The sequence below is a fragment of the Lysinibacillus zambalensis genome, assembly GCF_040183165.1.
Taxonomy (GTDB): Bacteria; Bacillota; Bacilli; order Bacillales_A; family Planococcaceae; genus Lysinibacillus; species Lysinibacillus zambalensis.
On the sequence record NZ_JBEGDG010000034.1, the window covers coordinates 12,098 to 35,187 of the forward strand.

Sequence of the window (23,090 nt, forward strand, 5' to 3'; positions counted from 1 at the left end):
CCATCAAGCAACTTACAGTGTCGGCAAAGCATACCGTAGGGAGACGGTGCTGTAAGCTGCTTGACGAGAGCGAGATAACACTCGCTAACGTCTGATTTTGTGTTATAATAGGTACATACTAAACCGAATGGCTGTTTAATTGTTGCAACCAATTAAGCAGCTTTTTTATATTCATTTAGCTTTGATAACTCCTTTTTATCGCAAATGAAATGTAAATAAATTAGCCTCTGTTTTAATGTCATGTACTTCCACGCTCTAGGCTTGATTCGCATATTTTTTCATTACCTCTCCAAGTAATCCTCTATCTTGTAAATCCTTGATAACCCACATGAAATTTTGTTGATCTTGTAAATGTGCTTTTAATCTTTCGATTTCACGAGTCGTTTTATTGATTTTTCTCATACACCCAGCAGATAAGTGATACTCACCACGTTTATTATGAACTCCTATTGCTACTAATAAATCTTCGTTACAAGCCTCTAACATCGCTATTTCTAGCTTTAATTGCTCTACAATATCCATGAAAAGAACCCTCCTATAAACATTGGTACTGTTTGTAAAAATTGCAGTGCTGTATCTGCGCTAAATAATGCTGCTATTACAGCATCCTGTGAATTTGTAATTGCTGCTGTTTTAGCTAAAAATGTCGCCTCACATGCAATAAGATTTTGTTCTATTCGGCTAATCGTTGATTGTGTCGTGTGCATTAAATCTGCAAATGCCTCCTGTGAAAGCTTAGCTTTCTTTCGACATTGTTTGATTAACCCTCCAACATCAAAGTTCATATATATCCACCCTTTTTATGCAGTTTGTGCATATTATGCACCCGTTGCATTGTTTCTTTTTTAAGTTAACTTTAGTATTGAGATAAGAGGTTGATTTGCCCCAACCTCTTACTAGATTGGTAGTTTGACGAGGCCATTTGCCCTGGCCTCTCCTAATAAATTGCACTTGCCCGTGCATTGCTTAATACCATTCGTTCATAATGATTTCTTGTAATAATTTTGATGTCGGTTCTTTTAACCAGACACGTTTACCACCCTTTTCACGTTGGCGTTCATATCGCTGTATACGCGGATCGTTTAAAATGTGGTCTTCCAAAAATTTGCGACTAAAAGTTGTAGTTTTCATAATGTCGTTGATATCCCAAAACAGGATTAGTGGCTTAGCTGCATCATTAGCGATTGCCACTAACATCTGATTTACCTTTTCAGATGTAATACCAGACATCTCGAAAAGTGTTTGAATCAATACGGTTTCGTTAGGTGTTGTACTAATCACATCGCCACCGCCTTATTTATAAACTTTTTAATAAAGTAGGCTTGTCCTTTACCAGTGATTTTTGATGTTCTACTGATACTGATTTCACCACTATTGTGATGGATTGGCGTTTCTTTAATTTCAAACAAACCTAGTTCCATTGACTTTTGTGTCGGTGAGTTAAAATCAGAGCCTTTACGTTTGATTAAATAGCCATTATCTCTAAGCCATTCGAACAGACGTTTTTGCCCAACATCTACACCGTTTTGTTTTAGGATTTTAGCGAACTCACCTATTAAAATCGATGTATGACTTGCTTGTATTGCTTCAGCAAATAACACTTTTGGTTTTTGAGCATCAATAATTAGTTGCTGTTCAACAATTTTTTTCTTGTTATTTTCGATTGTTTTATTAGCAATAAGCAAAGCTTTTGCCATGATTGATGCATCATCGTCGTTTTCATTAGTAGCAATATAGCCACCGTTTAGACGAATTTCCTTTAAGATATTTTTGACCTGTTTTTTGAATTGCTTTGCGATAGGTTTACGTGATTGCATTAATATTTCGTATAAACCATCTTCTGTTAGGAACCATGATTCTTGTAGTCCACCAAGGGTGTAAACTTTGTTTACTACCTTCTCGTCTTCATCTACTGGTTTCAGCATCATGCGCGTGTTGCTGTGTTCAATCCAATCAGCCACATCTTTAGCTAGGAATAATGGATTTTCTAATGTTCCAAATACCTTAAATTTTTTTGTTAGTAATACCTGCTCATATATAATCTGTAAATGATTCATGATAAAACCTCCTTTGTCCCTTTATCAAAAACAACAAAATGTTGTGTTGTTATTTAAAAAAATTTTGGATGGTTCCATTCCAAATAATGCTGAAATAGCTAATGCTATATCTAGGGACGGTGTTCGCACCCCTTGTTCAATCATTCCATAATAGCTTTCGGTAATTGTTATTCCAAACTCGTTACAAAGCTTCTCTACTACATCTTTTTGTAACCAGTTTTTGTGTTTCCTAGCATTAATAAGAATGATTCGACGTTTTATTGTTCCCAAAAAATCATCTCCCAACTTTTTGTTGTCTTAATGATACCCAACAAAAAGTTGTTTGTCAACACAAAAACTAGATATTTTGTTGTTTCTGATTATTATTTACCTACTGACCCAACGAATAGTTGTATAATGAGAATACATATTTAAGAGAGGTGTAATCATGTCTAATGTACCGCAGAGGCTTAAAGAGTTAAGAAAAGAAGCTAGTTTAACACAAGCAGATGTTGCCAAATTCTTAAATATTTCTGAAAGTGCATACGGTTACTATGAGCAAGGCCGCAATGAAATTTCAATCGGAAGTATTCAAAAGTTAGCAGAAAAATATGATGTAAGTGTTGCATATATTTTATGTGAAACTAATGAAAAGCAACCTTTTGACAAAGATGAGTCTGCTTTCCAAGCATTCACCAACGACCCTTCCCTACAAAAATGGTACAAAGAATTACCTAAGAGTCGTGAAGAAGACTTGCAGAAGCTCCGTAAGATGTGGGAGATTTTGAAGGATAACGGTGAGATTTAATAACAATAAATCAGGGACATGCAAATTGCATGTCCTTTAAAACAACCCTAACATGTAAATTTTATACTATATTGGATATTACATATTTTTTTATACCGGTTATAGTTATATTTACACAAGACTTTATACATTAATATATACTACTGATTGTTAGTAGTAATAAATAATAGTAAAATTAGGAGGATTAACAATGACACAAGTCGAAAAAAGAGCAAAAGTTATTTCCATACTAAATATGAAAGGTGGAGTTGGAAAAACTACTTTATCTTGTAATTTAGCTCTTGAATTAGCACAAAAAGATTATAAAGTGTTAGTAATTGATATAGACCCTCAATTTAATACTACTCAGTCTTTGTTTAAATTTTACGAAGGTAATTTTGATAGCTATACTGAAATACGAAAAACGGACAATACAATTCGAGGTATTTTCACAAAAAAAGCAAAAAGCGGTTTAGTAAGAGGGGAGGAACCAGAAGGAACTGAGTTTAATCCCATATATAATTTGAGCCATAAAAATGATTTGGCAATTCAACCTATGCATATCATCCCTGGAGACCTAAGATTAATTGTAGATATTAATTCCACTGCGGCAGATAGATTTAATAGCTTTTTTAAAAGAAAAAATTTAATACATAAATACGACTATATTATCATAGACTGCCCGCCAACTTGGGGACAGTTAACTTCTGTCGCTTTATCTGTTTCTAATTACTATTTAATTCCTACAAAACTAGATGAATTCTCTACAATTGGAATAACGATTTTATCAGAACAATTGGGTGAAAAAGTTGACGGAGTAGACGGAGAGTTAAAATGTTTAGGCGTAGTATATATGATGTTACAAGAGACATCATCACCAACAGGGATTGCACGACGTCATAAAAACTTTAAAGAGAGCATTGAAGAATTCTACGAACAAATGTCACTTGAAGTTGATTCCAACGTCAAAGAATTCGATACAGTTATATATAATAAACCCTCAATTTCTAGTTCATCAGTAATTTACAGAAATCATAAGCAATACCCTGAATTAAAAGTACGAATTTTAGATATAATTGATGAAATAGAACAAAGAATATTAGATAAAGTGGAGGTGTAATAATGGATGATAAATTAATTATCTCTGTGTTGAATGGTAAAAAATTCAGCTTTGAAGAGAAAAAAACATTTTTTGTAGGTGTAGTAACGCAAATGTTATTTGACACAGTTAAATTCAAAAGAAACGCTGATTTGAGCGAATATTTAAAACCCTATGAGAAGGAATTAAATAAAGGAAAACCTTTTAAAGATTATTTATATAAATCTAGGACTTTACTAGCTGCAAGAGTTGCACGTTTAATAATCGATAATACCGATAGAAATATTACTAATTTATTAATTAATTCTCATATAAATTATCTTAACAGAAATATTATTTTAGATAATACTTCTTCTAAATCTAATAACAATAATAATTCTAGCCTATTAGAAGATATCTTGAAGGAAAGAAAGGTAAAATAATATGAGTACTTTTCAAGAAACAGTTTCAATGAGAGTTAATGATGATTTTGTAAAATTCCAAGAAATATTATCTAACAAATTGAACATTTCAATGTTGAAAGATTATCATATACAGTCATTAAAAAATTTGCATAAATATTTATATATCTACAAAGAAATTTTGAATGAATTACCCTTATTAGAAGAGGCAAAATCTTTGGCTTTTGATTCATTTAATGGTTCCATGGAGTTTTTAATTTGTTTGATACAAGGTAAATATAAACTCGCTTCTATGGTTATTCGCGGCTCAATGGAAACATATGCTAAATCATTAGTGCTGACAACTCCAGTTGAACCCACAACTAAATTTTCTAACAATATAGAAATTAGTTTGAAAAATATGACTGAAAATATTTGTAATTCAGAATCTTTAAATTTCCGACTATGTAAAGAGTTAAAAAAAACAGTGAACTCTACATATGCTGACGTAATAAAAAAAGAATACTGGGAATTATCCGATATAGTGCATTCTAGAACAACTACCTACAATTCGTGTAGTGAATTCTTAGATGATGTTCTGATTATTAAGTTCGATGAAAGTATTTTTAATCTATTACTTGATAAATGTAACAATATTATTAAATATTTCATAGAAATAATAGTACTCGTTAACTATAAAAACCTCGATTCAAAAATGAACTATTTAGCTTTTGAATACATAACAGGTAATCTGAGTGAAAATTTTAAAAATATAAAAAATGTATATATTTAAATTTCCCTCAATATCTCATACATATAAAGATATCAGTTTTCCATGACCCTACTACAAAAAAGTAGGGTTTTATTGTACACTACAAAAGAACGTATGTTCTTTATTTGAATGAAGAGGTGTTAGTTTGAAGTATTACAGTCATTTAGAAGATTACATCAAAGATTTCTACACAAGGATCGGAATTACCACCCCTAACCTTCTGGATTTTAGAGAAATTGCAGAAAAGTTAGGAATCAAAGTATTTTTTTGGTCTGATAGTAGCCAAGCATTATTTGCTAAAGAGAAACCATTCATATTCTTAAATGAATCACTTACCAAGCAGCAACAATGGCAAGAATTTGGTCATGAATTATCGCACGTCCTTTTACATACCGGAGATCAATTCTTTATGTCTCCCCTATTTCGAGAATATCAAGAAAATAAAGCTAACAACTTTATGTATCAAGTCTGTATGCCCACATTTATGTTAGATGAACTCAATTTATTTGATTGCACACCTTCTACTGTTATGCAGCTACAAACGTTGTTTAACGTTGAGTATGAGTTTTCGTTAAAAAGACTCTCACAGTATATTAACAATAGAATTATGCTGAATTGGAATACTGTTTTCTCAAAAACTGTGAGATGATTTAGAAACGTTGGTAAATTTTTTCAATGGATTATTTCAACACAAAAAAGAAAACTTACGTTTCACAAAGGAGTGATCTACATGGCTCGAGAAAAAATGACAAAAACAAAAATAGATGGCGTTTATTGGTACAAGCTAAATGGCAAAAAAATTTTTGGATATCGATACAAGTATTACGACCGTTATGGTGCAAGACGAGAAAAAACGGAACGAGGCTTCGAGTCAATCGAAAAAGCTGAGCGAGCATTAATTGAAGTGAAGGCTTCTATATTAGACGGGAATGTTAGTTTTGTTGAAAATGATAATTTAACAGTCGTTCAATTAAATGAAATTTATATTGATGCTAATAAAACGAATTGGAAACCGACTTCTGAAAGAAACCATAATTACGTAATGAATCAATATGTTATAAATTCAATTGGACATCTCAAAATAAAAAACGTAAATAATATTGTTGTTCAAAGAGAATTGATAGATCCGTTGATAATTAAAGGTTTTAAAGAAGGAACACTTATGTCGATTTTTAGACGTTTGAATGCCATTTTCACGTTCGCTATTAAGAATGAAATTTTAGATAGAAAGAAGTTTTCTACTCCTAATTTAAGTAGAGCTTCTGAAAGTATTAAAAGAAATGCTCTTTCCATAGATGAAATAACAAGGGTCTTAGAAATTGCACGCACTAAATACAAAATTACTCATTATACTTGTCTAAGCCTACTGTTTTTAACAGGAATGCGTGTTGGCGAATTGAGAGCTTTGCAGTGGGAAACTGATATCGATTTTGAAAATAATATAATTCACATAAACAAAACTAAGGATCGTTATGGATCCAGAACACCAAAGACCAAAAATAGTTATCGAAAATTCCCAATGAATGAAAACATTAAAAGTATTCTACTGGATTATAAAAAGTGGTATGAAGAAATAATGGAAACTTATAAATTCCGGAATCCTGATGGGCATGTATTTGTAACATATGCTGGTGAACCTATTGGTGAACGTTATTTGAAACGCATCATTGACTTAATATGTGAGCGAGAAAAGATAACTCACTTCACACCTCATTACTTACGGCACACATTTGTCACGATACAGTTATCTAATAAAATTCCTGTATCTACAGTTGCAGCTTTAGTCGGTGATACCCCTGAAACGATTTACAAAGTCTACGCACATTCATTTGAAAAAGATGAAGTACACGCATCTAAACTTATGGATGAAATCATCAATTTAAGTTCATTTGAAGAATCTGAGGAATTCGAAAAGTGATGAATTTGGGGTACATTTTGGGGTACACGCTTTTCTCTACCCTCCCTTTAACGGTATCTAAATTAAACAAATTAACAATATACTACAAACGTTGATATATCAATGTTTTCGAACAAAAAAACACCCGCATATTAAGCGAGTGTTTCGTGATTTTTAGGATAACCACTTCGGAGGTGTGTTTTTCTCCCAAAAAATATCACCTAAGTTATTGTGTGCCATAAAGTCGTCCTCAGCACTGTGGTAGTGGAAGTTGTAATAGTAGCCGTCCTGCGGTCGTTTTTCCGTGCGGACATGGAAGCGAATTAAATCAATGCCTGTTTCATTGCTAGTAATATTAAAAATTTTTTCGCCATAGTTTCCACTTGGCTTTTCTGAAATTGTTAACGATGCTAATGATTCATCGTCTAAGCCTTCTACTGTCATCGCAATGGCTTCCTCCATTTTAGGGAAGATGATAGCGTCAAACTCATTGCTAATTTTCGGGCCAATTTTTGTGCCGAATTTCATATAGGATTGCTCTTTCGCCGCATCAACGAGCAATGCATTATAGTCAATCGGGTCTCCCTGTATTTCTGTTTGTTCTATCGGAAGAGCAGCCGCTTCTGCAGTACTTGTCCCAGGTGCTGATCCGATAGAAGCACGATTTGATGGATTATGATCAAATGCTTCCCATATTTCATGTGTTGGCGTAATTAATCCAAATGTTAAAAACGCAACCATAATAACGATACTTTTTTGAATCCATTTCTTCATTAATTTACACCTTCTCTTTATGTACAAATTGGTAAATCTATTTCTAATATATACGCATAAGCCCTATAAAAGGTTTCATAATTTTATAATTCATTGTACAATATTTATGTATAAAGTAAAAACTTCACATCCTGGGAAAACGCTTGTATGACCATCGTCCTGTTGCCCCAAACTAATCGGGCATTTACTCGCAGTATGCAGGATAAATGTGTCGTTTTTTAAAAGGAGGTACAAAACATGAGCATGGATATCGCAATGGGTATTGGTCTTTTATTAATGTTAGGTTATTTATCATCTTTATGCTTTACGGACTAATACAATTACTTTTACGAAGAAAGTCCGCGAGCTAGCGGACTTTTCTATTTTGTTATGACCTATTTTAAAGTACAAGATAATACAGGCTGCCGACTAATTTTATATACAATCTATAACGTTCCTTCTTATTCTTACTTTATAAGTATTCAAGCACGATTCCCGCTACTAATGTACGCGGTAGTATTGTTAAAATACCACTCTCTTTTCGTACTACCTCTCTATGCTCTTCATTGTACCCCATGCAATCCAACACAATCAGATCTACTCGGTAATCACGAAGATAACGAGCTGCCTCTTCAAAGTTGCCATAATCAAATGGTGAAGCAACAGCAATCGTGATATCATCTGAAATATCTTCCCATTTTTTAACCATAGCTTTACTCTGTTCTTCTAGCGGAATAATTAAACCTAGCTTCGGTTGATCGGTCATTGCACTAATCATTTGTGTGACGATTCGATTCGGATGAAAAATAGGTTTTTCACATGTTAAATTCGAAAAATCATCTGTGCTTAATACAATGACCATATCAACCTCTTGTTCTAACGCTGATAATTCCATTTGTAATAATGGTAGTAGTTTTCTTCTATTAATTATTATGGATCTGCCATCCCGTAATCGAGAGATAGTTGCGTTCTTTTCACTTCTCGCTAAAACAGTTAGTAATTCCGCCTCGTTTAAGCTATCCAACGCTCCTCTTTCCACAAATTTAATATCTTTATTAAATATTTCTGTAAATGTCGGTATAATATCTGAACGTGGCGTTTGTCCGATCGTCAAAAAACCAACTTTATTCATTTGCAGTCACCCCTAATTTTTAAAAATATATCATTGAGCCGTATAAATTATTCAGAAAGTTACATTCATCTTTATCGAAAAAATTAGTTTTATCCTCAAAAGGTTGTTTCAATTATAAACGCTCGAATAACATCAATAATGTCTGTTTTAACACCATAGCTATTCCTCCACAATTAGGTAGTATTTTATTTAAAAATAAAAAAATTCTGAATTTAAAATGCATGAAATTATCACATTATGAATAAATACTCATTGATAGTAATTCTGTTGTAACGTTTGCACTATACCTATATCAAAAACAAACTACAAGTATATCTAGATCAAAAATATTAATAAACATTGTTACACAAGTTCAAATTTATTGGAACTATTATTTAAAGAAATAATCAAAAAGAACTACAACAGATATGACATTTGGGAATTCATTACATAAAAAAGAGTAGACATAGTTTGTCTACTTTCAGAAGGCTCTTCAATATATTTGTTCATTGATTCTATCCATCACTTTGGCTGTTCTATCCACGACTTCGGCTTTTCTATCCGTAGACCCAGAAATATTCGACCTTCCTAATAAATTAGACAAGGGGCAGCCTCGCTTTTGCGAAGCCACCCCTTTAGTATTTAATAGGTAACATTTTCGTAAATTGTAAAGTCTCAACCCAATCATCTGGGGAATAAATATTATATTGAAACATGTAGTTTCATCACCGCGGTAAAATTCCACTGTGTGCCTTCTAACTTAAGCAACGCAAACCCAACCTTCTTTTGCGTCCTTGCAGCCCCAAAGCATGCGCCAGTGTGAATAAGTATCTTCAAAAACAAAAGTAGAATTCCAGATTACGTAAATATGCCACCTAAAATAGCACGATTCATATTATAGCACATAGTTTTTAAAATGTAAAGATTTCATTTCAAGTTACCAAGGTATAACCTTTGAACATTCAATTTGATACCCATGTTGAGCATACCACTCTAGTAAAGAATCCCAATAGTCTTCGCAAATCACAATAATTTGTTTTGCGTCAGAGAGATTACCGGACATCACCAACTCACATAGAACCTCAAATCCCTCGGGCTTATCTGTAAACGACAATGCTTCAAGTAATACTTGAGCAGAAGTTGTGAAAAATTTTTTATTGTGTAATCCTAAAATCATCGCACCTGCTGTGGCAATTTCCATCGCCAAAATCGGTAAAAATGTTTGAGGACCCTGTAATTCAATATTTTTCATTTTACCAATATACTCATACATTTCTTCTACTAATGTTCGACAGATCGCTTCTTTAAATATCGAGCTATCTATTGAGCTAGCTTTTACTTTTAGTTCAGTAAAAAAACCATTTGGGTCATAAATAGGTAAAATGTTGAAAAATTGGCCATGGGTCAGTGGCCATCTTTCGTCAACTGTCGTCGCATCTTCAATTATATGTTCTGCGCTTTCAAAGTTCACTTCTGCTTTCCAATCTCCAGCTGTCCATTCATAGCAAAAGTTTTCATCCAAAGCGTTTAAAATGCATTTAATTTCTATATCTGAAAATGGGCCATCTGTTTTTCGGGCTAACGAACCGTAAACCCCAATTGCTTGCACCTTCGAGCCATATCTTTCTATAACTTGGTTCGCAATGGAATAAGCAATTTCCATTCTTTTTTCTCTCGTTACTTTTTTCGGACCAATCATATTTATCTCTCCTTGTGAATGAATTATTAAATTGAGCTATATAATTGGCCATGGAGGACCACGAGCTTAACGAGGAATTTTATCTGCTGTCATGTATAAATCACCTTTCCTTATTTCCATTCTGCATTCTTTTTTCCAGCAAATCCGACATTTCATCTATATCCATTTCAAACATAATCGAGTCATTTGATAGAGGTGCAAAATAATAGGTAACTTTTTCTTCCCCATAATCTTTCTCTAACCGCAACCACTTTTCAGTTGGGAGCACACAAAAAGCCAACGTATCTCCGCCAAGTGAATCCATGTACCAGCGGATTTGATATTTCGGAGCAATAAAGTCCTGCACAGCTTTCAAAGTTGTGTCCCTATCCGTTCTTTCTTCTTCATACGGGATTGCTTTCTTCACTTCATCTTTTATTAAGAAAATATCAACACACCTTGGCTTATCAATTTCAACTAGTTCAACATTTATTTTGTCTTCTTCAAGTAAGTATTCATTAAAATATTCCGCTATAGATTCGTCAAAATCTTTCCAATCCACCCATACTAATGCTTCGCTATCCCAAAAGTTTTCTTCTTCCGCTAATGGATTTTTCAAAAATAGCTCGATTTCCGCCTCAATTTGATTCATACATATCCCCCTTAAATTTTATTTTCAACACATAAAGATTCGTAAATTCTTTATACCTCTACTATATTTTCGCAATCCTTATACTTGCCAACCACAAAAATACATAATCTGATTCCACTATATATTACCATATTTTGAATTTTAGATAAAAATAGAGGCCCGTTCACAAAAATGAACAAACCTCTTAAAAACACTCAATATTTACTTCCATCAACAACTAAAACACCATAATGAAACTTCGCAGTCATTCTTGTTAATTGTTGAAAATGATATTTAGCAAACCATTCTGAGCGGAAATGAGCCTTTAACACTACCCGTTTTCTCGCCACGCGATACGCTTCTCTTACCCATTCATCCGTTAATGTTACATGTTCCCCTGCTATGCGTAGTGCTTCAAAATTATTGGCTTCTTCAATAATTTCTTCAAACATCGGATCCATATAGACGACATCAAACGTATTGTCGGGCAATGTTTTCAAATAACTAACCGCCTCAGCCTGCACCACTTCTATATGGCGCATACATGCAGTTAATGGCAGCTCAGTCGTATCGTAGGATTTCATCCCTTGCTCAACAATAAAAGCAACATTCGGATTCGCTTCGAGCCCAACAACTTGTCCCACCTCGCCAACTGTATAAGCCGCCAGCATAGCATCAGCCGCTAGTCCCAATGTACAATCGAGCACTGAATTTCCTTTTTCAAGCTGCGCCGCTTCTAAAAACGGCTCCACTTCCCCACGAGCAACACGCTTTAAGCGAAAAGCTGCTGAATTCGGATGGAAGAAAAACGGTTCCTCTGCACCAAAAGCATAATACTCAAAACGATTTTTCCCAGCAACGATTACATTTGCATGCAATTCCTGTGAAATTTTCCGAACAGAACGCTTTTTTCTTGGCTCAAGCGGAGCATCTAATTGTTCACACGCAAAAGCAGCGAGCGCCAACGATAAATCGTCTGGTCTGCCCGCTGTCGTAACAATAGTCTTTACTTCTCGCATGTTTGCTCTAAAACACCTGTTAAATGTGTAACAATTTGCTCCACAGGGAACCCTTCAATTTGTTCACGTGGAATAAAGTATGCCAATTCCCCATCCTTTAAAATCGCCATCGAAGGTGAACTTGGTGGCACATCCTCAAAAAAGCCACGCATCGCAACAGTCGCTTCAGGATCCTGCCCAGCAAATACAGTCACAAGATGATCCGGCTTAACCGCCTCCACTGCCTCACGAGCAGCCGGACGCGCCAACCCAGCCGCACATCCACAAACCGAGTTAATCACAACCAACGAAGTCCCTTTCGCCTCCGCCATAAATTCATTTACCGCATCAGCCGTCGTAAGCTCCGTAAATCCAGCCTCCACTAACTCCTCGCGCATTGGCTTCACTACCTGTTTCATATATTCATCGTAAGCGTTCATGCTTTTACCCTCTTTCATATGTATTCGCAAAGGTTATTATAGCAAGGTTTTACTCGAATGTACAAAGACTTGCCTTTTGCCTGATTTCATGGGTTTTCGGGAGAAATGTGACTTTTTCGTGATTTTGGTGACTTTTTTGTGTAACAGAGGTTCATTTGATCGATGCTCGTTTCACAGCTAAAAAATAGATTTTAATCTGTACTAACAATTTAGCAGGTACTAATTTATAGGTATTAATTAAAGTTTTCTGTTTTTAATTATTTCTAGGTCAAGTCACTAAAATACTCATTTATGTTATCCCACAGGTTGTAATAGTCGTTATGTATAACTATATTTTTTTTGCGAACGTTTATATTTCGGAAATATTATGTACTTAACAAAAAGATTCCATTAAAATGAAATATATACATAAATTTATTAAGGAGTTAATGTAACATGGAAACACTAAATACAAATGAGAGAACTTATAAAATTGAATTTATTCCATTTGAAGACAAAGTCGGGCTAAATGAAGACGGAATATATGATAATATTTATAGAGGTTTCAATATTGAAATTCGCTTCTGTGAGGAAATTTTTTATGCAAGAATATATAAAGAATCACAAGATGAAATTTCTTTTGGTTCTAACCCTTACCCTGTTTTTGGAGAAGATTTAGAAAATGTAAAGAAATATTTTCAGGAAAAGCATGGTATACAGCGATTTAAATATTATGACCAAGACAGAGATGAAGCAAGTTATGTGAAATTTTAATCATAATTTTGAAAATGACCAAGACGTCACTTTGATATGCTCCCTATTAAGTAGACAGATTAAAAAATAAAATCTGTTTATCTAAGGGGAGTATTTTTTATGGGGCGAAGCAAACATCCACTCGAGTTAAAACTACATATCCTTCAATTGTTCGAAGAAGGTCACTATTCTATCAATGAATTGTGTGAAAGGTTTTCATTAGACCATCAAACTTTTCATAGATGGAAAATGAAATATGAGGCAGGTGGACGTGAAGGATTACAAGAAGCTACTTCATGTAAATTCTATTCTAAAGAGTTAAAATTAGCGGCTGTAGAAGACTACATTCAACGGAACTATTCACAGATGGAGGTGTTGGCGAAATATGAGAATACAATAAAATCAGCCATTCAATTATTACAATCAGGCGAACAGCCACTAATACATAGTGACCGGGGTTTTCAATTATACATCGAAGGAATTTAAGCGAATTGTGGACACAGCCAATATGACACAAAGTATGTCGCGTGTAGGTCGATGTATTGATAACGGACCAATTGAATCATTTTGGGGCACGCTGAAGTGTGAGAAGTATTATTTACATAAGTACGATTCATATGGAGAGTTAAAACAAGCGATTGATGACTATATTCATTTTTATAATCATTATCGCTACCAGAAACGATTAAACGGCTTGAGTCCTTTAGAATTTAGGGCTCAAGCCGCTTAATACATTTTTTATTATTTCCGCTGTCTACTTGACGGGGGGCAGTTCAGTTTTATATCTTATAACGTACGTTTTACAACTGAAAGAAAATTAGTTAGCTATTTCAGCCTAATTTGGTTTAAAGTTATCCATTGCTTTATCCAATGCAGCTTGATTAATATCTATATAGATCAATGTTGTTTCTGGTGTTGAATGATTAAATAAATTTTGTAATGTCGCTACGTCCTTTGAATCCAAATAGAAATGGTACCCAAATGTTTTCCATAATGTATATGTACCAATTTCACGAATGTCACAAGCCTCTGTTCAATACTTATCTGGAAAAAGGAGAATTTCCCTTATTTATAGAAACACATGTAAATTGAACGTGCACTAATGTAAGAATAAAAATGGCTCTCACTTCTTTCAAGTGAAGGCACGCATACAGCCGTATATTCTAAGATAACTATCCATTTTGTCTTTTTTATGTACTTTCACCTCAATATTACCTAGAATGGTAATATCGAGGGAGGTATTTATATATGAAGAAAAAATTAATTTTTAGTGCAGCATTAGTATTAAGTTTAGGATTGGCTGGTTGTGGAGAAGACAAAGCTAAGGAAGAAACGCAAAAAGAAAATGGTACTAAAGCTGAAGAACCACAAAAAGTTCTAGCCAAAACAGTTGATGACGTATTGGAACATTTTAAAAAAGATGGTCTAGAACTAGGTGAAGTTTCAGAATTACCAAAAGATGAATTTGGAAACATCCGAAAAGAAGGCAAACGAGTTTTAATTCCTTCACTTGGTGATGATTCAGGTGGTCGATTATTTTTATTCGATAATGAAGAAAATCTAAAAAAGGCAAAGAGTTATTATGATGAACTAGGAAATTCAGGTCCTTTGTTTTATTCTCACACTCACCAAAGTGGACTGTTTTTATTACAAATGAATGGCGATATGGAAGATAATGAATTTGCTAAGTATGCAGCTTCACTTGATACAGCTGTAACCGGTTCTACTTCCATTGAAATCAAAGAAGAAAGTAAAGCGAATAAAGCTGATAATTTAACAGAAGCGAATGTTGGTGATGTAGTGAAAAATGATTTTGCAGGTACATATACAATCACTGATTTATATGAAGGCCCAAATGAAAAATATAAAAGTGCTGATGTAGAATTTTCAATTGATGAAATGAAAACAGCTAAACTAGTTGCACAAAGTCCTGAATTAATTGAAACAGCTGCTGAAACAAATGTACTTATCCTCTCTATTACAGGAGAAAATTTATCTGACGATACTGTTGATTTCCATCCAAGCACAACTAAAATGATCACTGATACAAAACGTCAAATTGATTCAAATGTAATGATTTCCTCTTTTGAATCTGAATTTATTGGTAAAGTAATTCAAAAAGGTGAGGTTATTTTTGATTTAGGTGAAGAAGGTTTAGAAGGTGTCAAAGAATTAAAATTTGTATTTGATAGTACTTCAAAAGATAACAGATTTATTGGAGAAAAAGTAACAGTAGTTGTACCAGTAAATAAAAAATAAGTCACTTACAGGAGGTTAACCCCTCCTTCTCAATAAAGTTATATCTAATCTACTTAGATAAAATGCTTAGATTAGAATATGTATTAATTGCGTTGTACAGAATCTAGGTGAATAAATGGAATACACATTTGGATCAACTGAAGAACTTCTTGAATTTCTAAATGAAGAATTGTTATCTGCAACCGAAGCAGCTGAGCTGTTGGAAATATCAAAAGTTCGATTGGGGCAATTAGTAAAAGACGGAAAGTTAAAGACAGCTAAAGATCAACCTAAAATGTTTTTAAAAAGCATACTAATAGAGAAAAAAGATGAGCTTGAATCACTTCGTAAAAAATACAGACCGTATGACCAATAAACATAAAAGACCCAGGTACTCAAATTTTCATGAGCGCCTGGGCCTTTGTGTTTAGAGTTATTTAATAATTATAGGGTACACTCTCCCCCTACTGGAGAGTTTATTCTTTTTACATACATATAATAAATGGAGGGAACTACGATGTATCATCCGAGATTAAAAGGAAATTCTTATGAGGCAGGAAAGCATTATGCTGAAATTCTTTATAAAAATGGTTTTAGGTTTCCGAAAGTAATGGAAGAAAAATTAAAATATGGGGAGTCGTGTAAACAAATTCTTACAGATTTTGATCCCCATATTGTAAAAGAAATACAAGGTTTTGCTAAAGGTTGTCATTCTTCATTTGAAGAAGTAAGCTCGTTCCTCTTAAGTATTGGTGTATTCGAATTGGCAGGTCAATGTAGTATTTTTTCCGCCTATAACGGAAAAGAAATGTTTATTGGCCGAAATTACGATATGCTCTTTAATCTTAAAAATATTACAGAGTCCTCACTTGTTTGTTTTGATGATAAAAATAAATACCTCGGACAATCAGATTGCTTTATTGGAAAAGTTGATGGGATAAACGAACACGGTTTATTTGTAGGGATTTCATCCGTTCCTCATGATGAAATTAAACCTGGACTGAATTTTTATTTTGCTGTTAAATATATTTTAGAAAATTGTCGTACGGTAGATGAAGGAATAGACGTGTTAAAAAGATTCCCGAGTTCAGTGGCTAATAACTATTTGTTAGCAGATCCTCTTGGGAATATGGCAGTTGTAGAAGTTACTCCTAATAGTTATCAAGTACGCCTTCCTATTAATAATTACATTCATTGTACAAATCATCACGAAAGTACCTCATTAACAGAAAGTTGGAATTGGAGCAAATCAAAAGAGCGTTTTGAAACATTAGATACCCGTCTTAAACACAATGTAAATAGTATGGATCTTACCATTGCACAATCCATTATGTCGGAAACCAAGGGTCATGTTTGTTTAAATCTTAAAGAACAACAATTTGGTACTCTTTTCTCTGTTATAGGTAACTTAAATACTTTAGATATACGTAGAGCAGAAGGTCAGCCAAACAGAGCAAAATATAAACCAGATCGACGATTAATAGATGCTGTGTTAAAAGATGTCTAATGAAGAATGAATTCATGCCTTCCCTATTGTAAACTCCTTTTACATAAAAAAGCCTTCCACAATTATCTGTGGAAGGCTTGATATTAAAGCATTTTATTTAATTCATTTATAAACTCTTGATAAGTTTTAATATTCCCACTTAAGTGAGATTCTTTTTTAGTAAGCTCTACTACTTCATCCACAACTATATCGATATTTGCCTTTACGGTTTCAGTTCTTGAGCCAGGTGTAACACGTTGTTTTAATTCATTTAATAGCAAAACTCTTTCTTTGCCTTTATCCAAATCAGCTTGTACCTTCAATAATTCTTGTTCCCATTCATCGATAAATTCTTGGTACGCTCTGATTTCTGCAATGATGGTTTCTTGACTGCTTTTTACTTCTTGCACAGGAATCCTCTCCTTTCATCTACTCAATTCGACAAAAAGAGAGAATTACCTTTAACAAGTTTTTGACCATCTATTTCATAGTAAACGTAGCATAAGCCAGTGTTATTTTTATTGCCCCAAACAGGTTATTTCCTTAAAACGGAAGTAAATAGAGAGGTCCATTGCAATAAATTTTCTTTCGTTACCTTTTTTTGCCCCTTCAACATAGGTTTCCCTTCTGTATTGTGATATAATAATGTCGTGAACACCATCAAAGGGCATAACCAATTCGAAGCTGTAGCGTGTGAAAACGTTGCGGCTTTTTCTTAAAAAGGAATGAACCTATGAATCAATTAATCCAATATATCAGCTACCTACCAAGCTTGTAGGGAGTGCCGTTACATCCCTTGACCTCTATGCAAGCTTGGGTTTCTCAAGGGAGCTGATATGTATGAAAAATCGTTCAAAAGCTTATATTCGCCATCAGAGAGAGCGAATTATTCGAAAGAAATGGACCATTTTAAAAGACGTTATGTTAAGAGAAAGTGAATACATGCCTGTGCGCGGCAGTTTGAGTAAAGGAAAAATTCATTGCTCATGTAGAATGTGTCGATACGAGCAGTTTCACTCGATTCCAAAAGCTAAACATAAAGCAAAATTAAAAGCTATGGAACAGGAAATAGACGATTATGTCTATTTCCTTTTTTAAAAAGCCCAGGCTCAAAATTAATTGAGTACCTGGGCATTGCTGTTAGCCACCACGCTGTTTAATGATGATCTTTAGTCCTTCAAAATCGCCACCTGTCAAAGTTCCTTGGTCAAATTTATCTAACCATGACTTATCAATTAGCTTTTTATCTACAGATTGCTTAATATAATCACGAACTGCTGCTTTTGTAGTTGCGTTTGTAAATTGCATTATGTCATCATCCTTATCTGGTTGTTGTTGATCCAAACCATTTTTAATATCTAGTTTGAATTGTTCATCTGTGATTCCCATAGTTTGTAAATACGGAAATGGATCTCTATGCGTTGTACCACCTAAAGTATCTGTGACCCAACGATGCGACTTAATACCATTGCCACTACTATCAAGTACAATAGGTAAACCTGCATCTTTTGCAAGTTCTCTTAGTAACCAAATATAAGCAGCGTAATCCTTTTTAAATTGTTCCTTGTCATTTGTTCGAGCCAACTCTACTTGTGCATAGCTAAGCGGATTACCTTTAGGACCACAGCCATATTGCACGCGATTAACTGGTGCGACTTGCACGATCCGTCCACCACCACCTACCCAGTGTGAAGTAAAAGCATTGGCTTTATTTTGATTCATAAAAGCTATTTCATTTTCCAAAGCATTCGGTCCATTATTATTCGGATTGCCAGATTCATGAGCAATAACATATTTAACTGCAGTTAAAGCTATGTTCGGCAATGCGGACATTAAGCGTTTTTCTATAATATAAGTCATTTTCTCATTTCTCCTCTCGTTGGATTATGCCTTTGAAAAATCAACAAATGGATCTATACATTTATCATCATTAGTCAATTTAAAATGATTCAGAATCCAAAAAAACAATCTATACAATGCGCGAATCCCTAGCGGTTCTGGTAACAGAGGTGCTACAGGAATTGCATAAACAAGTACAACTAACGTTAATTTACAAAATATTCAGAAAACAAACTTTATCTTTTTAATACATTATACTGACACTCAAAAATTAACGCTAAAATATATCTATTAACTTTGAACTACCCGATTCTAAAAAAAGTTGTAATCATTCAATCACTCACATAACTCATACTTTATTTTATTATTTGCAATATAAAATCCCTCCACAATTATCTGTGGAAGGCATAAAAAATAACGCTAGCTTATGCTGCGTTTACTTCTTTTCGTATGGTATATAAAAAGTATGAGCATTTGGCGTAACGTGTAGAAAAGGAATAGCCTCTTTCCATTCGATCTTTGTCAAATAACATTAAAAATATAATTATTAATTTAAACATGTTGTGCACATATAAAAAGCCCAGGCTCAAAATTTAATTGAGTTTCCGGGCAATCTATCGTGTTCTTCGTATTAAATTTCTATCGCTGATTTTCTATTAGTATGGTTACATACACTAACTGGCTTCGTAGCATGTCCATTGTCATCTGTACACCAAGACTGAGATTGGAAAGCAAGGAATATACCAATCCATCTGTTTTCCTCCTCAAAATGAATAAGGACACCACCATCTTGCCATATCCCATCGTCTTTCCTAAAATCCCTACTATTCCCTTGATTCATATGAATATCATGAATGCCTCTGCCTGGAGAAAAGCCGAAATATTTATCTACTTTATCTTCAGTTTTAAACTTTTCACCGTAAGCGTAAACGGTAGCTTTTTTAGTCAGAGCCTCTTGTATATATTTATTAACTTTCTCATTTAAGTCATTGTCTGGTCCATTTTCTGATGCAGGGAGAGGTATCATTTTTGACGGATCAAATAAGCCACCTCGAATATAGTCTAATGCAATTTCATGATTTTCACTAGTAACTTCTGTAAATCCTTCTTCGAAATTAGGGATAATGGTAATTTGACTCGAGTTAAAATCTTCACTCACAAAATACAGGACTTCTGATGGCTTTACCTTTGAAGCGACATTGATTGCAATCCTATAATTCTCCTCGTTTTTGTCCTTCTTCGTTGCCCGAACATGCACTTGGTAATGAGGGGTTTTGTCAAATGAATCCACAGGTCTCACATCAACAACTTTACCTTTTAACACTCCGTACTTGAATAATGGCATAGAACTAACCTCCAATTTAATAGATTTTTCCCAATCTTAGCTCACTTAGTTTCTGGTTATTTTTTTCAAAATAAAAGATAGTGACTGTATGGAACAACCTAGTCTATTCAGACATTTTTATGGTTACGTTACTAAACTCATTTGTTTCATTCTCTCTATATCACTTATTTTATCATTCCTAAAAATGGAACTTCAATCATTTATTCACGTCAAATTTCGACGTCCACATCCCACTTTGTTGCTTGCATTGTTCTTGAGATCGTTGACTGCTATGCATTGTTGAAGCAGCGGCTGACTTTTTTACTGGTGAAAATATTCATTTTCAGTCAAGCTTTGCTAAATCAATTAGCAGAAGAAAAAAAAACCAAAAAATTTGTTGATTTTTCCTGTTATTTGTTTTATATTTACAATATCCATGTGCTGTTTAACAGGTAACTGTTAGGCAGCTTTTTTTATTGACTGCATGAAATATTTTAGTACACCAATTTTATAATGGTTAACCTACACTCTCGGCCACCCACTGGATCCATCACTTATATCACTCATAAACGATCACTCGTTCCGTCACCTTTTACTGTTGCAGGCCATTAATGACCTATACACTCCCATGTCATCAATTTTCTAACTAACATGCTTCTAAACTACGAATCCTGTCATATACTCTTTCAATCGCTACTATAATCTTCTATGATCAATTATTTTCATGAAATCCACCATATAAAATCTCCATTCCATAGCATCTTGACTGCTGCTACGTGTTCGGTGTTTAGCGATATAGCATGTAGCTACGCCCCTTTTTCTGTCCAAATATATTAAAACAGATGCGTATTTTAGGCTTTCTTCATTTTGATAAATGGCTTTGAATTGTTGTGAAAACAGTGGTTTGACGTTTAATTTGTAAAAGGAGCTGTTATGAATGACTTCCAAAAAAGTATCTATCGGTCTTACACAATTTACAGATTTTACTTTCAAAGGCGTTACTGGTAAAACCTCAATGGTTAGACAAATAAAATATCAAGATGAATACAATCCTGCTTTTGATTACTGGAAACCTTTACGGGATGGTATCCGAAAATTTCACGAGAAAAAATTTAGTAACGATTACTTGCTTGATCTTGCTGAAAAGGCTTCTCAAACAAAACAAAAAAATTACCTAGAAGCAGTGAAAGCTCATTTAAAATTTATTAAAAATAAAGAAATTGAATGGTTTGAACCAGGCAAATCCAATTGGTATAGCGAATATTTAACTGTACGCTCATCACCAGAACTTGGATTAAAGATTGATGGTGTTCCACACTTAATCAAGTTATATTTCAAAGGAAAGGACGAACGAATTGATAAAAATAAATGCCGTTCATCTTTGACATTATTAAACCAATCAGAATTCACCATTGAGCATTCACCTACTATAAAACCGGCAATTTTAAACGTGCAAAAAGGACGATTAATTTCAGAAGAACCTTCTACTGAAGATCATCTAATTGCACTTGAATCGGAAGCAGCACAATTCATGGTCATCTGGAATAAAATTTAACAGTACAAGCGAGTACTAGGGATATAACAAAAGAAGGTCACTCTTATTTGAGTGGCCATTATTGTTCCATCTTTTCGATTTTCATGTCTATGGAAAAACGCTCAGTATTTTTTTATGTTAATATTTACATATGATGTATACAGAGGTGATTTAAATGCCGTTTGAAAGAAAATACATATATATCATTTGTTTTTTAATAATATTTTCATTTAGAACGATTTGGGATTATTTCAGAAATGGAAATTGGTTTTTACATGAAAATTTTTTCTTTGCGTTATTGTTTGTACTCTTTTATGCTTTTGCAAATTGGGCATGGGATAGTAAAAAGTATAAAAAGAAATAGCAAACTGTTATGGTAATAAATTCTATAGCGATGCTTTTATTCAAGCATCTCCCTCGTAAATAAATCTATTTTGTTTGGTGTAATTTCGTTGATACATATGCAATTAATACTGAAGAATTTAGTTTCGTTCATTTCGGCAGTCAGAAAAAACCCTTCACAGATGTGTAAAAGGCTTACTCTTAAAAGCTATTTGAAATATACCTAATGTTATAATTTTGCAATATTTCGCTCATAAAGGGGAAAAAGAACCCCTCCCCTTTTATTAGTGAACAGCCTTATTTTTCATTAGCTTAACACTACCAAAAGCAATAACCAAAGCGATTAAAGATAGTACAAGTGGCGCGATTGAACTAGTTTTTCCAAACATCACTTGCGATGGTAAAGCCGAAGCCTCTACCCATTGGTTGTTGGGCGTATAAAACATTGTTAGTAGCATCCCTGATAATACTTGCAATACTAAAAATGCTACCGCAAAAAACAATGTGAATAATAGGTATTTTTTCAAGCCGCCCCCCTCCTTTCTTTATTAATACTACGGCTTGAGTTTAAATAAGTTTCACAAAATGCTATTACCGCCAAAGATAATTGATTAAGAAAATATTCTGTTCCGCATTTTTCCCTAGCTGGCTGTCTATAAAACATCATCCTTTTTTATGTTATAATTTACACATATTACATATCGAGGTGGTACTATGGACAACAACAAATTGATTTGTAAAGCTTGTGGTAATGATTCATTTTCTGAAGGTAAACTTGATGGCTATGCTGCTTTAAGACCAGTTGACAAATTTTTTTCTAATGGTTCTGCACTTATTTTTACTCTGTGTCAAAAGTGCGGTGAAGTAGCCTCAATTAAAGCTGAAAAACCCCATAAGTTCACTAGTTCCATATAGTTTTGTTCAGGAGGCTGGGATAAAACCCATCTCTAAACTAAAAAGCCGATGAAATTTTACGATCAGTAAAATTTCATCGGCTTTAAATTTTTTCATAA

The 23,090-nt window shown here is 33.8% G+C and carries 31 protein-coding genes; 15 read left to right on the forward strand and 16 right to left on the reverse strand.

Features of this window, described 5'->3' with window-relative positions:
• Positions 1-255 precede the first annotated feature (255 nt).
• From ABNX05_RS24290 to ABNX05_RS24310, 5 genes are all read right to left on the reverse strand, one after another.
• Positions 256-522 carry a hypothetical protein gene (locus ABNX05_RS24290; RefSeq protein ID WP_349662051.1) on the reverse strand — a complete coding sequence of 89 codons (267 nt, stop codon included), beginning with the start codon at positions 520-522 and terminating at the stop codon, positions 256-258.
• Entirely contained in the window at positions 510-785 is a 276-nt protein-coding gene (locus tag ABNX05_RS24295; RefSeq protein ID WP_349662052.1) for a helix-turn-helix domain-containing protein, read from the reverse strand. Before ABNX05_RS24295 ends, ABNX05_RS24290 begins: the two co-directional genes overlap by 13 nt.
• 181 nt (positions 786-966) lie before the next feature.
• Entirely contained in the window at positions 967-1,281 is a 315-nt protein-coding gene (locus ABNX05_RS24300; RefSeq protein ID WP_349662053.1) for a hypothetical protein, read from the reverse strand.
• Positions 1,278-2,057 carry a phage antirepressor gene (locus tag ABNX05_RS24305; protein WP_349662054.1) on the reverse strand — a complete coding sequence of 260 codons (780 nt, stop codon included), beginning with the start codon at positions 2,055-2,057 and terminating at the stop codon, positions 1,278-1,280. The genes ABNX05_RS24300 and ABNX05_RS24305 overlap by 4 nt, the downstream gene beginning before the upstream one ends.
• A gap of 24 nt (positions 2,058-2,081) precedes the next feature.
• Positions 2,082-2,327, reverse strand: a complete 246-nt coding sequence (locus ABNX05_RS24310; RefSeq protein ID WP_349662055.1) for a helix-turn-helix transcriptional regulator — start codon at positions 2,325-2,327, stop codon at positions 2,082-2,084.
• 157 nt (positions 2,328-2,484) lie between these two features.
• Between ABNX05_RS24310 and ABNX05_RS24315 the strand changes: the two genes are divergently transcribed.
• The 6 genes from ABNX05_RS24315 (at position 2,485) to ABNX05_RS24340 (ending at position 6,992) form a co-directional block, all read left to right on the forward strand.
• Complete coding sequence (locus tag ABNX05_RS24315) at positions 2,485-2,844, forward strand: helix-turn-helix domain-containing protein (protein ID WP_349662056.1); 360 nt, start codon at positions 2,485-2,487, stop codon at positions 2,842-2,844.
• A 190-nt stretch (positions 2,845-3,034) separates the two neighbouring features.
• The gene (locus ABNX05_RS24320) at positions 3,035-3,943 is read left to right on the forward strand and encodes a ParA family protein (protein WP_349662057.1); all 909 of its coding nucleotides are present in this window, start codon (positions 3,035-3,037) and stop codon (positions 3,941-3,943) included.
• A 2-nt stretch (positions 3,944-3,945) separates the two neighbouring features.
• Entirely contained in the window at positions 3,946-4,344 is a 399-nt protein-coding gene (locus tag ABNX05_RS24325; RefSeq protein WP_349662058.1) for a hypothetical protein, read from the forward strand.
• Position 4,345: 1 nt separating this feature from the next.
• Positions 4,346-5,095, forward strand: a complete 750-nt coding sequence (locus ABNX05_RS24330) for a hypothetical protein (protein ID WP_349662059.1) — start codon at positions 4,346-4,348, stop codon at positions 5,093-5,095.
• 124 nt (positions 5,096-5,219) lie between these two features.
• Positions 5,220-5,723, forward strand: coding sequence for an ImmA/IrrE family metallo-endopeptidase (locus ABNX05_RS24335; RefSeq protein ID WP_349662060.1), 504 nt, complete (start codon positions 5,220-5,222; stop codon positions 5,721-5,723).
• An 81-nt stretch (positions 5,724-5,804) separates the two neighbouring features.
• Entirely contained in the window at positions 5,805-6,992 is a 1,188-nt protein-coding gene (locus tag ABNX05_RS24340) for a site-specific integrase (RefSeq protein ID WP_349662061.1), read from the forward strand.
• A 153-nt stretch (positions 6,993-7,145) separates the two neighbouring features.
• On the opposite strand, the gene ABNX05_RS24345 is transcribed toward ABNX05_RS24340, so the two are convergent.
• The 6 genes from ABNX05_RS24345 to ABNX05_RS24370 all read right to left on the reverse strand — a co-directional run bounded on the left by ABNX05_RS24345 (position 7,146) and on the right by ABNX05_RS24370 (position 12,582).
• On the reverse strand, positions 7,146-7,745 hold the full coding sequence (locus tag ABNX05_RS24345; protein ID WP_349662062.1) for a YpjP family protein: 600 nt from the start codon (positions 7,743-7,745) through the stop codon (positions 7,146-7,148).
• Between the two features lie 451 nt (positions 7,746-8,196).
• Entirely contained in the window at positions 8,197-8,856 is a 660-nt protein-coding gene (locus ABNX05_RS24350; protein WP_349662063.1) for an AroM family protein, read from the reverse strand.
• Positions 8,857-9,772: 916 nt separating this feature from the next.
• Entirely contained in the window at positions 9,773-10,540 is a 768-nt protein-coding gene (locus ABNX05_RS24355) for an ANT(4')-I family aminoglycoside nucleotidyltransferase (protein WP_432760172.1), read from the reverse strand.
• Positions 10,541-10,634: 94 nt separating this feature from the next.
• The gene (locus ABNX05_RS24360; RefSeq protein ID WP_349662065.1) at positions 10,635-11,165 is read right to left on the reverse strand and encodes a hypothetical protein; all 531 of its coding nucleotides are present in this window, start codon (positions 11,163-11,165) and stop codon (positions 10,635-10,637) included.
• A gap of 194 nt (positions 11,166-11,359) precedes the next feature.
• The gene (locus tag ABNX05_RS24365; RefSeq protein WP_349662066.1) at positions 11,360-12,163 is read right to left on the reverse strand and encodes a class I SAM-dependent methyltransferase; all 804 of its coding nucleotides are present in this window, start codon (positions 12,161-12,163) and stop codon (positions 11,360-11,362) included.
• The gene (locus ABNX05_RS24370; RefSeq protein WP_079560990.1) at positions 12,151-12,582 is read right to left on the reverse strand and encodes a BrxA/BrxB family bacilliredoxin; all 432 of its coding nucleotides are present in this window, start codon (positions 12,580-12,582) and stop codon (positions 12,151-12,153) included. Before ABNX05_RS24370 ends, ABNX05_RS24365 begins: the two co-directional genes overlap by 13 nt.
• A gap of 435 nt (positions 12,583-13,017) precedes the next feature.
• Between ABNX05_RS24370 and ABNX05_RS24375 the strand changes: the two genes are divergently transcribed.
• The 3 genes from ABNX05_RS24375 (at position 13,018) to ABNX05_RS24385 (ending at position 14,044) form a co-directional block, all read left to right on the forward strand.
• Positions 13,018-13,335, forward strand: a complete 318-nt coding sequence (locus ABNX05_RS24375; RefSeq protein ID WP_349662067.1) for a hypothetical protein — start codon at positions 13,018-13,020, stop codon at positions 13,333-13,335.
• 99 nt (positions 13,336-13,434) lie between these two features.
• Entirely contained in the window at positions 13,435-13,800 is a 366-nt protein-coding gene (locus ABNX05_RS26465) for a helix-turn-helix domain-containing protein (protein WP_432760170.1), read from the forward strand.
• 7 nt (positions 13,801-13,807) lie between these two features.
• Entirely contained in the window at positions 13,808-14,044 is a 237-nt protein-coding gene (locus ABNX05_RS24385; protein WP_432760171.1) for an IS3 family transposase, read from the forward strand.
• Between the two features lie 105 nt (positions 14,045-14,149).
• On the opposite strand, the gene ABNX05_RS24390 is transcribed toward ABNX05_RS24385, so the two are convergent.
• Entirely contained in the window at positions 14,150-14,278 is a 129-nt protein-coding gene (locus ABNX05_RS24390; RefSeq protein WP_349662068.1) for a hypothetical protein, read from the reverse strand.
• Between the two features lie 284 nt (positions 14,279-14,562).
• Here ABNX05_RS24390 and ABNX05_RS24395 point away from each other — a divergent pair, with 284 nt between their 5' ends.
• From ABNX05_RS24395 to ABNX05_RS24405, 3 genes are all read left to right on the forward strand, one after another.
• Positions 14,563-15,573: a hypothetical protein gene (locus ABNX05_RS24395; protein ID WP_349662069.1), complete on the forward strand. Its 1,011-nt coding sequence runs from the start codon at positions 14,563-14,565 to the stop codon at positions 15,571-15,573.
• A gap of 115 nt (positions 15,574-15,688) precedes the next feature.
• Entirely contained in the window at positions 15,689-15,928 is a 240-nt protein-coding gene (locus ABNX05_RS24400) for a DNA-binding protein (protein ID WP_349662070.1), read from the forward strand.
• Positions 15,929-16,069: 141 nt separating this feature from the next.
• On the forward strand, positions 16,070-17,059 hold the full coding sequence (locus ABNX05_RS24405; protein WP_349662071.1) for a C45 family autoproteolytic acyltransferase/hydrolase: 990 nt from the start codon (positions 16,070-16,072) through the stop codon (positions 17,057-17,059).
• An 83-nt stretch (positions 17,060-17,142) separates the two neighbouring features.
• Here the strand turns inward: ABNX05_RS24405 and ABNX05_RS24410 are convergent, their stop codons facing one another.
• Positions 17,143-17,448, reverse strand: coding sequence for a hypothetical protein (locus tag ABNX05_RS24410; RefSeq protein WP_349662072.1), 306 nt, complete (start codon positions 17,446-17,448; stop codon positions 17,143-17,145).
• Positions 17,449-17,878: 430 nt separating this feature from the next.
• Between ABNX05_RS24410 and ABNX05_RS24415 the strand changes: the two genes are divergently transcribed.
• The gene (locus ABNX05_RS24415) at positions 17,879-18,136 is read left to right on the forward strand and encodes a hypothetical protein (protein ID WP_349662073.1); all 258 of its coding nucleotides are present in this window, start codon (positions 17,879-17,881) and stop codon (positions 18,134-18,136) included.
• 42 nt (positions 18,137-18,178) lie between these two features.
• On the opposite strand, the gene ABNX05_RS24420 is transcribed toward ABNX05_RS24415, so the two are convergent.
• A complete protein-coding gene (locus tag ABNX05_RS24420; RefSeq protein ID WP_349662074.1) occupies positions 18,179-18,898 on the reverse strand; it encodes a peptidoglycan recognition protein family protein in 720 nt (239 codons plus the stop codon).
• Positions 18,899-19,508: 610 nt separating this feature from the next.
• Positions 19,509-20,222 carry a DUF2278 family protein gene (locus tag ABNX05_RS24425; protein ID WP_349662075.1) on the reverse strand — a complete coding sequence of 238 codons (714 nt, stop codon included), beginning with the start codon at positions 20,220-20,222 and terminating at the stop codon, positions 19,509-19,511.
• Between the two features lie 916 nt (positions 20,223-21,138).
• On the opposite strand from ABNX05_RS24425, the gene ABNX05_RS24430 reads away from it, so the two are divergent.
• On the forward strand, positions 21,139-21,756 hold the full coding sequence (locus ABNX05_RS24430) for a hypothetical protein (RefSeq protein WP_349662076.1): 618 nt from the start codon (positions 21,139-21,141) through the stop codon (positions 21,754-21,756).
• Positions 21,757-22,361: 605 nt separating this feature from the next.
• Here the strand turns inward: ABNX05_RS24430 and ABNX05_RS24435 are convergent.
• Positions 22,362-22,604: a hypothetical protein gene (locus ABNX05_RS24435; protein ID WP_349662077.1), complete on the reverse strand. Its 243-nt coding sequence runs from the start codon at positions 22,602-22,604 to the stop codon at positions 22,362-22,364.
• A 187-nt stretch (positions 22,605-22,791) separates the two neighbouring features.
• Between ABNX05_RS24435 and ABNX05_RS24440 the strand changes: the two genes are divergently transcribed.
• Complete coding sequence (locus tag ABNX05_RS24440) at positions 22,792-22,992, forward strand: hypothetical protein (protein WP_349662078.1); 201 nt, start codon at positions 22,792-22,794, stop codon at positions 22,990-22,992.
• Positions 22,993-23,090 lie beyond the last annotated feature (98 nt).

Coding starts and splice junctions, on each gene's coding strand:
- ABNX05_RS24345 (WP_349662062.1), bottom strand. CDS start 7,745: ATGAAGAAATGGATTCAAAAAAGTATCGTTATTATGGTTGCGTTTTTA.
- ABNX05_RS24340 (WP_349662061.1), top strand. CDS start 5,805: ATGGCTCGAGAAAAAATGACAAAAACAAAAATAGATGGCGTTTATTGG.
- ABNX05_RS24370 (WP_079560990.1), bottom strand. CDS start 12,582: ATGAACGCTTACGATGAATATATGAAACAGGTAGTGAAGCCAATGCGC.
- ABNX05_RS24315 (WP_349662056.1), top strand. CDS start 2,485: ATGTCTAATGTACCGCAGAGGCTTAAAGAGTTAAGAAAAGAAGCTAGT.
- ABNX05_RS24430 (WP_349662076.1), top strand. CDS start 21,139: ATGACTTCCAAAAAAGTATCTATCGGTCTTACACAATTTACAGATTTT.
- ABNX05_RS24325 (WP_349662058.1), top strand. CDS start 3,946: ATGGATGATAAATTAATTATCTCTGTGTTGAATGGTAAAAAATTCAGC.
- ABNX05_RS24440 (WP_349662078.1), top strand. CDS start 22,792: ATGGACAACAACAAATTGATTTGTAAAGCTTGTGGTAATGATTCATTT.
- ABNX05_RS24350 (WP_349662063.1), bottom strand. CDS start 8,856: ATGAATAAAGTTGGTTTTTTGACGATCGGACAAACGCCACGTTCAGAT.
- ABNX05_RS24415 (WP_349662073.1), top strand. CDS start 17,879: ATGAAAAATCGTTCAAAAGCTTATATTCGCCATCAGAGAGAGCGAATT.
- ABNX05_RS24420 (WP_349662074.1), bottom strand. CDS start 18,898: ATGACTTATATTATAGAAAAACGCTTAATGTCCGCATTGCCGAACATA.
- ABNX05_RS24360 (WP_349662065.1), bottom strand. CDS start 11,165: ATGAATCAAATTGAGGCGGAAATCGAGCTATTTTTGAAAAATCCATTA.
- ABNX05_RS24365 (WP_349662066.1), bottom strand. CDS start 12,163: ATGCGAGAAGTAAAGACTATTGTTACGACAGCGGGCAGACCAGACGAT.
- ABNX05_RS24330 (WP_349662059.1), top strand. CDS start 4,346: ATGAGTACTTTTCAAGAAACAGTTTCAATGAGAGTTAATGATGATTTT.
- ABNX05_RS24395 (WP_349662069.1), top strand. CDS start 14,563: ATGAAGAAAAAATTAATTTTTAGTGCAGCATTAGTATTAAGTTTAGGA.
- ABNX05_RS24400 (WP_349662070.1), top strand. CDS start 15,689: ATGGAATACACATTTGGATCAACTGAAGAACTTCTTGAATTTCTAAAT.
- ABNX05_RS24320 (WP_349662057.1), top strand. CDS start 3,035: ATGACACAAGTCGAAAAAAGAGCAAAAGTTATTTCCATACTAAATATG.
- ABNX05_RS24375 (WP_349662067.1), top strand. CDS start 13,018: ATGGAAACACTAAATACAAATGAGAGAACTTATAAAATTGAATTTATT.
- ABNX05_RS24305 (WP_349662054.1), bottom strand. CDS start 2,057: ATGAATCATTTACAGATTATATATGAGCAGGTATTACTAACAAAAAAA.
- ABNX05_RS26465 (WP_432760170.1), top strand. CDS start 13,435: ATGGGGCGAAGCAAACATCCACTCGAGTTAAAACTACATATCCTTCAA.
- ABNX05_RS24425 (WP_349662075.1), bottom strand. CDS start 20,222: ATGCCATTATTCAAGTACGGAGTGTTAAAAGGTAAAGTTGTTGATGTG.
- ABNX05_RS24295 (WP_349662052.1), bottom strand. CDS start 785: ATGAACTTTGATGTTGGAGGGTTAATCAAACAATGTCGAAAGAAAGCT.
- ABNX05_RS24405 (WP_349662071.1), top strand. CDS start 16,070: ATGTATCATCCGAGATTAAAAGGAAATTCTTATGAGGCAGGAAAGCAT.
- ABNX05_RS24290 (WP_349662051.1), bottom strand. CDS start 522: ATGGATATTGTAGAGCAATTAAAGCTAGAAATAGCGATGTTAGAGGCT.